The following is a 14,624-nucleotide window of genomic DNA, read 5'->3' as shown; positions in this document are numbered from 1 at the left end:
TGTGCCAATAAGACGTCATTATTTTTATTCTGCCAGTCACGCACCAGAATGGCTATTTCTGTCCGCCAAACTGCCGGGTCAATATATTGAAACCTGCACCTTCAGTCTTAATCACGCTTTCTAAACGAAATACAGCCGTATCGACCTTCGCACCGGCCTCAAGTAGAAAGTAATGGCTATTAACCACAAAACTGGAACCTAAGGCCGCATCTGCAGCCAACAAGCTGACAACTGATGAGTTTTCTTTAAAATCTTCTATTGTTTCAAAACCATCGCCAGGGCGCTGATTAATAATGCTTTCAGCTTCACTCACTGACATCTTGTCATTAAACATCCCAGCTAGCAGCGCTGCTTGCTCAACCTTAACGGTATTCACATTCAACAACTGACGGTCATCGCCGGGGATCACGCAAATATAGGGTAACAACTTAAGATAGATATCTTGGGAGTAGCCCATCACGGCTCTGAGTTCACTGCGATGGTTCATCAAGGTATTCGCAGCTCGATAGGGCACATTACGTGACTCATACTCAGCATCTTCTGCGCCGAAGGGGCTCGCCGTTGTGTCTTCATCGAGATAATCTTTCAAGGTATGAGTGAGACGCTCAGCAGAAAACTCATCCATGCCTAAGGCCACTAACAAGCCTTTGTATTGTGTCGCTGCTAACGGAAGTTTGGGCTGACCGTTGCCATTGGTTTCATTTTTAGTATCTACGGACAAAGAATTCAGATTAAAACAAGCGCGCATGTCGCTTATTTTACCGGCTATCTCTCCATGCTCCGCTGGAAAAACCACATCAGCTTGTGCCCAATACTGCTGCAGATGAACTCGACCTTCAGAATCATCTAAATCTTGCTTTAACACTTTTTTGGTCAGCTCTTCAGCAGACAACGCATACCAATATGCCTGATCATATTGAGCAAGGTTTAGGGTGCGGCGCATCGACAATTGATTACGGCTGTTAATATTGGTTGCGATAATCGCCACCATTGCCACGATAAGCAGCACCACAATGAGGGCAACGCCTCGCTGTTGCTTCGGCAGCTTACCCATTACCATTCCCCTTATCACGACCATTTTCGTCACTACCGCTGCCACTACCGCTACCAGTACCGCTGCCACTACCGCTGCCACTACCGCTGCCACTACCACTGCCAGTACCGCTGCCGTTACTGTCGCTACCGGAACCAGGCTTGGCACCCACTGGCAGTAAAAACTTACGCTGGATCTTACCTAGCCCTTCAAGTTCAATTTCCATGGCTATTGCTTTAGGTAATTCAGCGCCATCAACCTTTCGTTCCCATTTTTCATTTACAAAAAAGGAGTATTCCACCGAGATCACATCACGCATCACAATGGTTTTTATCGGATCGCTGCCAAATTCTGGTTCAGGGTAGGGGTAATACCAACGCTCAAGGTTATTTTCTCGCACCACATAGGCAACGGATTGAATACTGCCTCTTGGCAAAATGCCATCTGGATTTAACCAACCTAAGCGGAAAAAGACTAAGGCTTCAGATTCAGAATCTAAAATGTCTGAACCCGTTTGGAAAACACTTGTTCCTCTGCCACCATCAACTAAACGTGGCGTACGTGCAACCATCTGGCCGAAATCTCGCTCTAAAGCGCCAAAACCTTGCTGCATCGCCTTAAGCTTATTAGAGAAATCTTTGGTGACTTCATCGTTATGCATCACTGTTTGTAGCACCGCATTAGAGGCGAGCCCTAGCATGGCAAATATCGCAATGGCCACGAGCATCTCAAGCAGGGTAAAACCCGCGCTGCTATTTTTCTTGGTTGAGCACATAACTACTGACCTGAGCGGCAATACGTTCGTAACGTTGATCTTCACTGACACTAACACGTATCATTCGAAATTTATCGTCGGTGGTCTTCACCACCTCTTTACGCCAATACCAGTCTTTACCAGCCAGTTCTGTCTGACCTTCTTTCTTACCAATATCGGGAAATTTAGTCTCTAATCTAGCGTCGACCATCACATTATCAGCCACCCATTGGGCGTAGGTACGCTGCTCTAAGATGGGCATGTTCGCCATCTGTTCACCTAAACTTTTGGTGATTGAGACCGCCGCAATCGAAAAAACGGCGAGCGCCACGATAACTTCAAGTAAGGTCATCCCTTTGGCTTTACTGCTGCCGTTTGTAGTTTTAGCGATCATCGAAGCCATCCTCTCTCCCCAGAGTTAACCGTCCCAATGCATCACCTACCACTAACGCTTCAACCTCTTTACCCTCATCATTGTCACTAACAAACATCAGCTCGAATGCACTCATCTCTCCACTTGGAAATAACAAGATCTGCGGCTCAGGAAACTTCTTTTTATCCTCTTCTGATTTTTCAATCAGTGGCTCTTCAAACCAAGAGTCCTGCTCTTCATCGTCCTGTACCAATGGCAATCCATCAAGCACCAGATCAATGCGCACTCCGGGCTCCATTTGTCGCTCACCTAAAATTCTATCCTTGGTCAGCGGCTTCCATTTACCTTCGTCATACACGACGTATTTATAACTCTCTTTCTCGACCACAATGCCGATGAAATGGCCACTCAGTACCGTCTCATCGAGCACCATTTCTGTGGCTGCCATAAACTGTTGAGCCGTTTTCTCAAGCTCACGTTTCTTGTCGGCACCACTCATGCTCATCGTCACAGCAGAAGCGGCCATTCCCATTAAGAGAATGACCAATAACACTTCCATCAAGGTAAAGCCTTTTTGATGTGTATCTCTCATCAAATAACAGCCCTGTGCGTCATCATTGAGTGGGAATTAATCGAGAATTCAGTGATTACTGAAAATTCTGCAGATTCCAGTTACCGATATCATCTTCAGTACCCGCTTGACCATCTGGACCCGCGCTGAAGATATCTAACTTACCGTTCTCACCTGGGCTCAATAACAGGTAATCATTTCTCCATGGGTCCTGTGGCAGACGCTTCACATAACCATCGTCACGGTAGTTGCGTGGCTCTGGTGAACCAGTTGGCTTTTGAGTCAATGCTTCTAAGCCTTGCTCTGTCGTTGGGTAAATACTGTTATCCAACTTATACATATCCAATGAGTTTTCTAAAGCCACGATGTCTGAGACGGCTTTTTGAATATCAGCTTTGTCTTTGTTACCCATAAGGTTAGGCACAACCATAGAAGCCAAAATGCCCAAAATAACGATAACAACCATGACTTCAAGTAACGTAAAACCTTGCTGTTTATTTCTCACTTTCATCGATACTTCCTCTTGAAAACAGTGTGCATCCTCCGCGGATGCACAAAATAAAAAACGACCATGAGCGATTATCCGCAGTTAACCACTTATCATGTTATTTAGCTCTAAAATTGGCTGTAGGATCGCCAGTACAATGAACAGTACCACAGCCGCCATACTCACCACTAACAGAGGCTCAAACACACCCAAAGCAATGTTAACATTGGACTCAAACTCTCTGTCTTGGTTGTCTGCAGCCCGTTCCAGCATCTGCTCTAACTGACCACTTTTCTCACCTGATGTGATCATATAGAGCATCATTGGCGGGAAAAGTTTCGTATTCGTTAGCGCAGCACCTAAACTTGTTCCTTCACGAACTCGAGCAGTAGCCTCTTCAACCGCAGCTTTAACTCTGACATTCACCAAGACTTCACTGGCAATGCGCATGGCATCCAATAGCGGTACAGCACTGGCGGTTAAGATGCTTAACGTACGTGCAAAGCGCGCAGTGTTAAGGCCTTTACTGACTCGACCGATAACTGGCAAAACAAGCAAGGCTTTATCGTATTTCATGCGATAAGCAGGTTTAGTTAGCATCTTTTTAAACAGCGCAAATAAACCGATCCCAACGCCTAAGACGATGATGCCGTAATCTCTGATAAAATCAGAAGCGGCGATCAGCAGTAAAGTCGTCCAAGGTAGATCTTGTCCCATATGTTCAAACTGGCCCACCACTTCAGGCACTACGGCCGCAAGTAAAATTGCGATAACACTGATAGCAACCACAGTGAGCACGATCGGATAGATCATCGCTTGTGTCATCTTACTCTTGAGTTGTTGACGACGTTCGGTGTAATCGGCCAAGCGGTTCAATACCACTTCCAAATGGCCAGATTTTTCACCCGATGCCACCATCGCGCGATACAAATCATCAAATATATGGGGGAATTCGGCCATTGAATCGGCCAAACTATAGCCCTCGACCACGCGGGAACGAACCGCCATGATCATACTGGCTAATCTATCTTTTTCACATTGTTGGCCAACCGCTTTTAGCGCTTCCTCAATCGGAAGGCCTGCTGCCACCAATGTTGCAATTTGACGAGTGATGAGTGCCAGTTCGGCAACTGAAATGCCACGCTGAAAAAAGCTCTTCCCACTGGACTTTGCCTTGGTTGCTTTCTCGATGACTGGCGTGATCTCCAACGGCATCAAGCGCAGCTCTCTTAACTGACCTCGGGCATGGCGGGCTGTATCAGCCTCCATCACACCTTTTTTCTGTTTACCCTTATTATCTAATGCCTTGTACTCAAATGCTGGCATGACTACCTCTCCATATCTGAACAAAGCAGTAAAGCAGAGATAGTTTGTTTATTCTGACTATCTAACAAGCCATATTCAAATGCTGGCATCATCAGCTTACTCCTCACGGGTGACACGCAACACTTCTTCTAAAGTCGTTTTGCCCGCCAGTACTTTACTCATCCCATCATGTCGAATACTCGGCGTTTTTTGACGTATATGTCGTTCAATCGCAAGCTCGCCTCGTCCGGTATGAATAAGTTCACGAACATCATCATCAACAATCAATAATTCATGAATACCGGTTCGCCCACGGTAACCGTTATGGCCACAGCTCTTACAACCTTCGGCACGATAAATAATTCGAGTATCGTCCTCTGACATACCTAGCAGAGCACGTTCGCTTTGATCAGGAGTATGCTCAGACTTACATTCAGAACATAAGGTACGGATCAATCGTTGTGCTAACACACCAAGTAGACTCGAAGACACAAGGAAAGGCTCTACGCCCATATCTTGTAATCGGGTAATCGAACCAGAAGCTGTGTTTGTATGCAGTGTCGATAACACCATGTGACCCGTCAATGATGCTTGAACCGCAATTTGAGCAGTCTCTAAGTCTCGGATCTCACCTATCATTACCACATCAGGATCTTGACGTAATATGGCGCGTAAGCCGCGAGCAAAGGTCATATCAACTTTAGTGTTAACCTGCGTTTGACCCACACCTTCTAACTCATACTCAATCGGATCTTCCACCGTTAGAATATTGGTATCTTTAGAGTTAAGCTCTGTTAAACCGGCATACAAGGTCGTACTTTTACCCGAGCCAGTAGGACCGGTCACCAAAATGATGCCATGAGGTTTACGAATTAACTCTTCAAACTGCACCTGAACCGCATGGGTCATGCCCAATTGAACCAGATCTAAGTTACCCGTGTTCTTATCGAGTAGACGTAACACTACTCGCTCACCATGGCTTGATGGCATGGTCGACACACGTACATCCACCGCACGACCTGCAATACGCAATGAGATACGACCATCTTGTGGTACACGTTTTTCGGCAATATCGAGACGCGCCATAACCTTGATACGTGAAACAAGCAGCGATGAAAGCTTACGATTCGGCTTGAGGACTTCTTTTAGCACACCATCGACACGGAAACGCACAACCAGCTGCTTTTCGTAAGTCTCGATGTGGATATCCGATGCTTCCTCTTTAATGGCTTCTGATAACAAGGCGTTGATCAACTTAATGATCGGCGCATCATCATCGCCCTCTAACAGATCTTCTGTTTGAGGCAACTCTTCGGCCAAGGTAAACAGATCCATCTCATTGCCAATATCCTCCATCATTTGTTGGGCTTCAGAGGAGTTAGCTTGATAAGCCTGGGTTAATTTAGTTTCAAACGCGGCAGGTTCGAGCTCGACTATTGGAAGGTTCTGACCGGTATAACGTCGCGCTTCAAGTAAAGCAGTGATAGGAGAGTCTGCCGTATAGAACAGCGTCAGCGCATTGTCTTTCTTATCGATGACGACCTTGAAACGGTGAGCAAATGCGAAAGGCAGACGCTCCCTGCTGTTAGAGTGAAACACTTCATCGGTTTCACTCTCCGCGACTAAGCCTAGCTCATCACTAACCAGAGCCAGCTCATCAATCTGAGAAATTTGAGCTTCACTCATTGGCACTACCTTCGACAGGAGCAACATCGCTTGCAGATTCAGGCTCTTTATTCTCAGAAATGGTCTTCAAAGTAGAGTCTGTTTTACGCATCTTAGTCTCTAAACCTTTGCCTTCTTTGTAACGCTCAAGAATGTCATTCACTTCTGGTGGTAAATACTCAGACTGATTCCACTCTTCGAGTATAGGCACATCGCTATTTGGCATCAGGTTAATACCACGCTCCTGCTGCTCAAGCTGTATCGCTCTGAAATAATTATATTTACGACCAGCTATGCCTTCCATTGTGATGCCATCACGAATAATGGTTGGCTTGATAAATACCATCAAGTTAGTCTTTTTCTTTCCGCTCGATGAAGACTTGAACAGGTGACCAATAAACGGAATATCACCGAGGAAAGGAACTTTCTGCACACTCTCCTGCACCTCTTCTTTGATCAAACCACCTAAGACAACAATTTGACCAGAATCGGCCATTACAGTAGTCGTAAGACGACGAGTTGCGAAAGTCACGTCGACGCCGGTTTTACCGTTAATGCCTGACACTTCTTGTTCAATCGTTAGCTTAACTGAATTACCTTCGTTAATTTGAGGTACGACTTTAAGCTTTACACCCACCTCTTTACGTTCAACCGTTTGAAAAGGGTTACTGTTACCATTACTTGAGTTTTGGCTACCCGTAAGAATAGGCACCTCGTCACCGACGATAAATGACGCTTCTTGGTTATCCAGAGTCGTGATAGACGGCGTTGCTAGTACATTTGATTTAGTATCGCTCGACACTGCTTGGATAAGTGCACCGAAGTCACCCATCGCTACACCCCATGCCATGCCGTTAACTTTACCTAGCGCTTGCGCAAGTAAGGTAATGTCACCCGGTGTATCTGGGTTATCAGTACAGGTTTGATTATCGCCTGAGCCACTACAGGTCTGAGATGCTTTTTGATCTCTTGCGCTCCACACACCTGCGCCAATCTCACCTATGGTTGGGCCTAAATTATTAAACTGAGTACCACCGCCTGCAGCCGTAGCCCACTGCACACCAAAACCGACATCATCGCCTTCGGCAACTTCAACGATAATGGCTTCAACCAATACTTGTGCCCGGCGGATATCTAACTGATTAATGACGCTTTCAATGGTACGCATCTGATCTGGTTCAGCGCTGATCACAAGTGCGTTAGTATCGTCATGCGCCATAATGTTGATCTCATTACGACGTTTCTTGCTCCCCGCTTGACCTCCACCACCATCTTTGTCATTGACTAACTGTTCAGCAAAACCAGTCAATACTTCAACCAAATCTTCTGCTTTAGCGTATCTCAGATAACGAACTTTAGTGTTGCCAGTACTGGCCTGCTCTGCATCGAGTTTTTTAATCAAGGTAACAACGCGGAGACGACTCTTTTCATCACCGCTAACAATGACTGCGTTCATGCGTTCGTCTGCTACCACTTTAGGTGCCTGACCCGGCATTTGAGACTTATTACCAGTAGAACGGTATAGGGTGTCGATAATGCGCACTATCTCGCCTGCTGAGGCAAACTCAAGTGGCACAACCTGAACTTCAGTATCACCTTGCTTATCGACGCGGCGAACAATCTCAACCAACTTGTTGACAACTGCAGCACGACCGGAAATCATCAATACATTCGACGGATCATAGTTAACAACATTACCGCCACCGGCATTATCGTTAAGCTGACGCAATAGCGGAGCGAGCTGCTTAGCTTCTGTATTGTAGAGGGCGACAATTCTCGTCACCATCTCGTCACCTAAGCCAGGCGTTTTATCATCGGCCACACGGATAGCCGCAGTTTTAGCGTCTTTATCCTTAATCACCTTGATGATGTTGTTATCCATCTCGACGACGGCATAACCATAAACCTGAAGCACATTGAGGAAGAATTGATAATATTGCTCATCGTCGAGTAAATCATAACTACGGACGTTAACTTTACCGCGTACTGTAGGATCAACAATGATGGTCCTGTTTAGGTTTTTACCAACAATATTGATAAACTCCTGAATATCAGTCCCTTTAAAATTAGCCGCATATTGCTCTGACCAAGCCAGCTGAGGTGCAAGTAACGACGCTCCCATCACAACACCTGCGATTAATTTTCTGCGAATATTCTTCTTATTCATTTTAACTTCCCATAAAGCCTAAGCTGTTTGCCACATACACTCCTCACCAAAAAGCAGAGGGACATGTAAGTTTGCTCTTATTCACATGCACCAAGCCTGACGTGGTGTGTGGCGAATTCAATTATTGTCTTTATTAATTCTTAAGATATTGCATTAATTAGGTAAACTAAACATGACTTCGACCAGTTGTCCGTCACGCTCGACCATCAATGAAATTTCAGTTAACTCCGGCAGCTGTGCCATCACCTCTAATGCCTGACTCATCTCAGTCAGATCATAACCATTTATTGATTTAGCCAGATCATTGCCTTTCAAACCTGACTTTGCAAACAGGTCTCTATCTTTACCTGCATTTAAACGGTAACCCTGCAACTGACCTTCTCTCTGCACTGGCGAGATAGCTAAATAATCGGTCAACTTACTTGGGTCGGCTAAGAGTTCAGCTTTAGATGCCAATACCTCTTCAACAAATTCGTTATTCTCGCGCTTATCCACTTTACGGACTGATTTAGCTTTCTGCAGTTGCCTGTTCGCTTGACCATTAGTCTCATACTTAAGACCGTCTAACATCAAGGTTTCATACCGACCACTGTTAGTAATGATGATACGATCAGCATATACCTCTTTTAAAGAGGCCGAAGTGCCCTTAATTTTATCGCCCAAGCTATAGGTATTTTGACTACCACTTGATGCTATCACCGCCAGACCTTTTTGCTTAGAGGTCGAGGCCACGACACCCGTCAACTGAATTGACAGGGAAGTCTTAGGTGCATCGGTTATTTGCTCTTCTACTGGGGCCGCTTTGGGCTGACTAGACGCCTCATCAGCTTTACCAAAGAGTGATAATGCCTGTAATTGAGAAACACTCACCCGCTTACCCGCACTGATACTTTCAGGGGTAGGGTGCCAGTTTGAGTCTGGCTCGGAGCTAGGAACTAACTTCCATGTAATTTGAGCTAAGAGGTATAGGGTAATAATTAAACCAACCCAAAAAACACTTGTGCTCAAAGGCTTATGTGGAATATCCGAAGCCTTGTTGATAACTTTATCTAATAAATCCATAAAATGTGGACCCTCTGCACAGGCCTCTGTTCTGATTAAGTTAATTTAGCGAGTACAGGCCATGCTAACCTACACTGTTAACAGCAACAAGCCCACAACATTACCTTTATTGGCGAAAAGAGCCCTGATATACTAACTTTACGCGCCAGACATGGCTGTGAAGCCAATCGCTATAATAGGCTATTACTATCAAAATTAGCGATCTTATTATTCAGCTTGTGAGCTTAACCAAGATTAATAGCACCACGGAGACTCGATGACAAAGTCACCCAAAGAAGTCACCTCTATCCGCCTAGATAAGTGGCTTTGGGCTGCACGCTTCTACAAAACACGTGCGATCGCAAAAGAGATGATTAATGGTGGTAAAGTTCATTATAATGGGCAACGCGCTAAATCCAGTAAAGTCGCCGAACTGGATGCAGTCATAAAGTTAAGACAGGGACATGACGAAAAAGAGATCGTCATAATAAAACTGTCAGAACAGAGACAAAAAGCAGCGATTGCACAAACTTTATACTGCGAAACACCTGAAAGCATAGTGAAACGTGAAACCTATGCCGAAGCCAGACGGTTAAATGTACTGAATAATCCGGCTCCTGACCATAAACCAGATAAGAAACAGCGCCGTCAGCTAATACGCTTCAAAGAAGGCTAGCAATTAGCAATCTATACCCCAATATAGTGCTGATGAACTTCTCATCAGTTCACCAATATAATGCGACCCAAAAAGTCGCTAATACCGAATGTAATTGCGAGATAGACATGAGTAAAGATAATTTACACCGCTACCTATTTGAAAATGCCGACGTCCGTGGAGAGTTGGTACAACTTGAGAAGAGCTATCAGGAGGTCATTTCGGCCCACGATTATCCTCCTCAAATTCAGAACTTACTCGGTCAACTGCTAGCTGCAACTTCCTTGCTAACGGCAACCCTAAAGTTCGACGGTGATATCAGCGTCCAACTTCAAGGTGATGGCCCAGTCTCTTTAGCTGTGATCAATGGTAATAATCTACAACAACTTCGTGGTGTTGCGCGCTTTAAAGGCGACATCAGCGATGATAGCGATCTACAGCAGCTATTCGGTAAGGGGCATATGGTGATCACCTTAAGTCCGACTGAAGGCGAACGCTACCAAGGCGTCGTTGCGCTCGATAAACCAACCTTATCAGCCTGTCTTGAAGAGTATTTTGCTCAATCAGAACAGTTACCGACCTCAATAAACTTATTTGCCAACGGTAAACAAGCTGCAGGTATGTTGCTACAAGTATTGCCAAGTGAAGGCGATGATAACGCCCAGTTTGAGCACTTAGAGCAGCTAACCGCCACGGTAAAAGCTGAAGAACTATTTGACCTTGAAGCGGAAGATGTATTGCATCGTCTATACCATCAAGAAGAGGTGCGTTTATTCGACCCAGTAGCAGTAACCTTCTCATGTACTTGCTCTCGTGAGCGTAGTGCCTCTGCAATACGCACGGTATCGAGAGAAGAGATAGACTCTATCCTAGCTGAAACCGGTAAAATCGAAATGGGCTGTGAGTACTGCAATAGCAACTACAGCTTTGACTCAATTGATGTTGCTGCCATATTTAGCAACACTCAAACTCCTGAAGCTAATCCTAAATTAAGTAGCTGATCCACTATCGCTACACAAAAAAGCAGCTCATCATGAGCTGCTTTTTTATTGCCTATTAATTGATATCAATAAAGCACCATCGTCAGATAGCCCAGAACGAGCACTATCATCGAAGTAAGCGCATAAGGAACAGGATACCCCACTGCAGGTATATCGCTTTGACACGCCTCCTGAGCTCCTTTCATCGCTGGTGTGCTATTACGACCGCCCGCACACGCTCCCGCCAATATAGCTGGATTCATCTTGCGGAAATAGAAACCGTATATCCAAGCAAGAACTGGTGGAACTAATGCAGCAATTAACCCGAGTATGGCGATCTTAATCACCACGGTACCTTGAAATGATGCCAAGATTTTTGGGCCAACCGTTGCCGCTAATACTGCAACAAACAAACTCAAGCCGATATCTTGCAAGAAGCTTCTCGCTCCCTCACTCATGGGGCCACCAAAGGCTGGGTTACGGGTTCTCAAAAATGAGAAGATAATCCCCGTCAACATACAACCAGCAGATGTGCCTAGCGCAAAGGGAATACCGCCAACGGTGACACTCAAATGGCCACAGATATAACCAATCAATAAAGATAGTGCTAAATAGAAAGTTTCAGTCAGCGTGCTCTCAACAATCGGATTACTGTTAAGCTTCTTCCCTACCTGCTTAACGCACCAATCTGATCCAGCTACACGAATAACGTCACCCACTTCAACCACCGTCTGTGGTAAAACAGGCAGCTGATGCCCTTGTCTAAACAAGGCTTTGAGATAGATACCAAACCCAATGTCAGTGCTTATTTCTTCAATGGTTTTTCCAGTGAATTCCGACTTACCAAGATGAATATCCGCCACTTCGATATCAACATTACGGGCCCTAGGTTCATCCACTTCAACACCGACGGTAGACTCACCACCTTCGATCAGCAGATGATAATTCCCTCGCACACCAATGATGTCACCAAGCGCAAGTACTGGATTATCCGCAGCATCTAGCACTTCATCGCCACGTACCACTTTCAAGACAGCGGCATGGGGATAACGGTGGAATAGTGCCTCGACACTTTGGCCGACTAACTCTTGATGATCAACTCGGTAGGCGCGAATATCCAAGGGCAACACCCCAAGATTTGAAAAACCACTGGTACTCGGCAGCGCTTCTGTATCATCGCCAGAACCAAACTCCGCTTCCGCATCCTTTCCTGCTTTTACCGGATCGACACCCGACATCGCAGGTAGATACTTGATAAGTAAAATAATGAAAACGCTTGAAAGGATATAACTGATGGCATAACCCGCAGCAATGTTGGCACTGACTTGATCTAACGTCATGCCCGCTGGAGCTTTAAACGCACCAGAATCAATCGCCGATTGAGCTACCCCCATCACAGCTGTAACCGTGTAACTTCCCGAGATAATCCCCGCCGCATAGCCGGGCGCTAAACCCAATAGTTTTGAACCAAAGAAAACAATAAGAAAATTACTGAATACCACGATAAGACCGATAACCACAAAATCCAGCCCACCTCGGGCTAAACCGGAGAAAAACTGCGGTCCGACTTTCATGCCAATAGCATACATAAACATCATCAGGAAAATATCAGAGACCAGCCCAGGCGCATCGATTCTCAACCCATAAATAGAAAATGCCGTTAATGCGATAGTAACGCCAACCACCAGAGTGCCCGCTGTTGAGCCTAAATTGACGCCTTTAATGGTGATTTTCCCCAAGGGATAACCGATAGCAATGCTCAAGAAGAGAAATACAAAGGGATTATGAGCGATATAGGTAAACAGGAAAGTAAGTAATCCAGCAGCGTCTTGTATCGCTGCCGTTTCGATAGTTTCAGCAGCCAAAAGGTTAGTAGAAAATAGTGAAATAAATAGTGTCAGTAACAACGCCCAGCGTTGCGTCTTTACCCAAAGGGAGATTTTACCCAAAAAAGAGGTATTCATTATCGTTTCCCGTGTTGAAAAAGATGGACCAAACGTCTATACCCAAGCAACCTACTGCATGTTGAAGTTGTTTGGGTATATTCAGCTTTATGGAAGATCATCGTGTAAAAAGGACATGGTCAATATGCCCTTCTTACAAAATGCGATAGCACCTCTGATGTCAGCGGCACTAACTCTTTGAAACAGGAATAGGGCCGTTTAGCACAGCCCCTTGCTTCATCAACCGTGGTTAAACCCTGCAGATTCCTCTTGATCACTATTGTGTGAGATAGGATGTTTAGCAAAAAACTCCACACAATGTTTAAGATCGTTAACCAGCAAATCCGCTTGATCTCGGCTAAAGCCATGACGAACCAAAATGCGCATGATGACGAGATCTTCTCGCTTAGGCGGCATTGCATAAGCGGCAATTTGCCAGCCTCGTGAGCGAATGCGATCAGAAAGATCGTACAGGTTAAACCCTGGATCAACGCCCTCTTTCAAAGCCCAACTCATTGCTGGAATACCACCATTACCATCATAGATGATTTCGAACATGCCCAACTTTTCAATCTCAGCAGACAGGTAAACAGCGGTGTCATAACATGCTTGATGGATCTTGCGATAACCCTCTTTTCCTAAGCGTAGGAAGTTATAGTATTGCGCAACAATCTGGCCACCTGGGCGAGAGAAGTTCAATGCGAAGGTCGGCATATTACCGCCTAAATAATTCACATTGAAGATAAGATCTTCGTCTAAAGCTGAAGCATCACGCCATACAACCCAACCTACTCCCAATGGGCTTAGGCCAAACTTATGTCCAGATGCATTGATTGATTTAACACGTGGTAAGCGGAAATCCCATATAAGGTCTGGGTCGCAAAATGGTGCAAGGAAACCACCGCTGGCAGCATCAACGTGCATAGGAATATCTAAGCCAGTGTCTTTCTGCAATTGATCCAAAGCATCATGCACGGCTTGAACAGGCTCATACTGACAGGTAAATGTCACACCCAATGTAGGGACGACGCCAATGGTGTTCTCATCACAGCGTTTAATCACCTCTTCAGCAGTCATGATTAAACGATCGCCTTCCATTGGGATTTCACGTAACTCAATGTCCCAGTAGCGAGCAAATTTATGCCAACATACTTGCACAGGGCCACAGATCATATTCGGTTTATCAGTTGGCTTGCCTAACGCCTTCATCTTCTTGCGCCAGGCCCACTTAAGCGCCATTCCACCTAACATTGCCGCTTCACTCGAACCCGTAGTAGAACAACCTAAGGTATTTTCAGCATCTGGAGAATTCCACAGATCCGCCAACATATGCACACAGCGAGCTTCAATCTCTGCCGTCTGAGGATATTCATCCTTATCGATCATATTTTTATCGATACACTCGTCCATCAACTGATGCACTTGCTCCTCAACCCAGGTCTGACAAAAAGTCGCCAGATTCTGTCGAGAATTTCCGTCCATCATTAGTTCGTCATGCACCACTTGGTAAGCGTGACGTGGATCGTGTTCCAGCTCAGGCATTTTGTACTTTGGCATAGATTGGGCCAAGTCTGCTGACGAGTAGATGTCATCGAGAAGGTCGTCTCTAACCGTATCCTTTGAATGAAGAGGCATAAGGTTAACTCCGTT

At 45.4% G+C, this 14,624-nt stretch carries 13 protein-coding genes; 2 read left to right on the top strand and 11 right to left on the bottom strand.

Going from position 1 to position 14,624, the window contains the following annotated elements; translation table 11 throughout:
* Positions 1-52: 52 nt before the first annotated feature.
* From gspK to gspC, 9 genes are all read right to left on the bottom strand, one after another.
* Positions 53-1,054, bottom strand: coding sequence for a type II secretion system minor pseudopilin GspK (gene gspK / locus FN961_RS21715; RefSeq protein WP_185972867.1), 1,002 nt, complete (start codon positions 1,052-1,054; stop codon positions 53-55).
* Positions 1,047-1,808, bottom strand: coding sequence for a type II secretion system minor pseudopilin GspJ (gene gspJ / locus FN961_RS21710; protein ID WP_144042263.1), 762 nt, complete (start codon positions 1,806-1,808; stop codon positions 1,047-1,049). Before gspJ ends, gspK begins: the two co-directional genes overlap by 8 nt.
* A complete protein-coding gene (gene gspI / locus FN961_RS21705; protein WP_144042262.1) occupies positions 1,786-2,181 on the bottom strand; it encodes a type II secretion system minor pseudopilin GspI in 396 nt (131 codons plus the stop codon). Before gspI ends, gspJ begins: the two co-directional genes overlap by 23 nt.
* Positions 2,171-2,752, bottom strand: a complete 582-nt coding sequence (gene gspH / locus FN961_RS21700) for a type II secretion system minor pseudopilin GspH (protein ID WP_144042261.1) — start codon at positions 2,750-2,752, stop codon at positions 2,171-2,173. The genes gspI and gspH overlap by 11 nt, the downstream gene beginning before the upstream one ends.
* A gap of 55 nt (positions 2,753-2,807) precedes the next feature.
* Positions 2,808-3,242, bottom strand: a complete 435-nt coding sequence (gspG, locus tag FN961_RS21695; protein WP_144042260.1) for a type II secretion system major pseudopilin GspG — start codon at positions 3,240-3,242, stop codon at positions 2,808-2,810.
* 78 nt (positions 3,243-3,320) lie between these two features.
* Positions 3,321-4,544, bottom strand: coding sequence for a type II secretion system inner membrane protein GspF (gspF, locus tag FN961_RS21690; RefSeq protein WP_144042259.1), 1,224 nt, complete (start codon positions 4,542-4,544; stop codon positions 3,321-3,323).
* A 96-nt stretch (positions 4,545-4,640) separates the two neighbouring features.
* The gene (gspE, locus tag FN961_RS21685) at positions 4,641-6,209 is read right to left on the bottom strand and encodes a type II secretion system ATPase GspE (protein ID WP_144042258.1); all 1,569 of its coding nucleotides are present in this window, start codon (positions 6,207-6,209) and stop codon (positions 4,641-4,643) included.
* Positions 6,202-8,355 carry a type II secretion system secretin GspD gene (gene gspD / locus FN961_RS21680; protein ID WP_144042257.1) on the bottom strand — a complete coding sequence of 718 codons (2,154 nt, stop codon included), beginning with the start codon at positions 8,353-8,355 and terminating at the stop codon, positions 6,202-6,204. Before gspD ends, gspE begins: the two co-directional genes overlap by 8 nt.
* A 153-nt stretch (positions 8,356-8,508) precedes the next feature.
* Positions 8,509-9,417 (bottom strand): type II secretion system protein GspC, encoded by a 909-nt coding sequence (gene gspC / locus FN961_RS21675; RefSeq protein ID WP_144042256.1) that lies wholly within the window; start codon positions 9,415-9,417, stop codon positions 8,509-8,511.
* 256 nt (positions 9,418-9,673) lie between these two features.
* On the opposite strand from gspC, the gene hslR reads away from it, so the two are divergent.
* Both hslR and hslO read left to right on the top strand, forming a co-directional pair.
* Positions 9,674-10,072 (top strand): ribosome-associated heat shock protein Hsp15, encoded by a 399-nt coding sequence (gene hslR / locus FN961_RS21670; protein WP_144042255.1) that lies wholly within the window; start codon positions 9,674-9,676, stop codon positions 10,070-10,072.
* A 107-nt stretch (positions 10,073-10,179) separates the two neighbouring features.
* The gene (gene hslO / locus FN961_RS21665; protein ID WP_144042254.1) at positions 10,180-11,052 is read left to right on the top strand and encodes an Hsp33 family molecular chaperone HslO; all 873 of its coding nucleotides are present in this window, start codon (positions 10,180-10,182) and stop codon (positions 11,050-11,052) included.
* Positions 11,053-11,117: 65 nt separating this feature from the next.
* On the opposite strand, the gene FN961_RS21660 is transcribed toward hslO, so the two are convergent.
* Both FN961_RS21660 and gad read right to left on the bottom strand, forming a co-directional pair.
* Complete coding sequence (locus tag FN961_RS21660; protein ID WP_144042253.1) at positions 11,118-12,995, bottom strand: aspartate:alanine exchanger family transporter; 1,878 nt, start codon at positions 12,993-12,995, stop codon at positions 11,118-11,120.
* Between the two features lie 219 nt (positions 12,996-13,214).
* Positions 13,215-14,609, bottom strand: coding sequence for a glutamate decarboxylase (gad, locus tag FN961_RS21655; RefSeq protein WP_144042252.1), 1,395 nt, complete (start codon positions 14,607-14,609; stop codon positions 13,215-13,217).
* Between the last annotated feature and the right edge of the window lie 15 nt (positions 14,610-14,624).

The organism is Shewanella hanedai (assembly GCF_007197645.1).
GTDB lineage: Bacteria > Pseudomonadota > Gammaproteobacteria > Enterobacterales > Shewanellaceae > Shewanella > Shewanella hanedai.
Note: the sequence above shows the minus strand (reverse complement) of the source record. Positions and strands in the feature narration are given on the sequence as shown.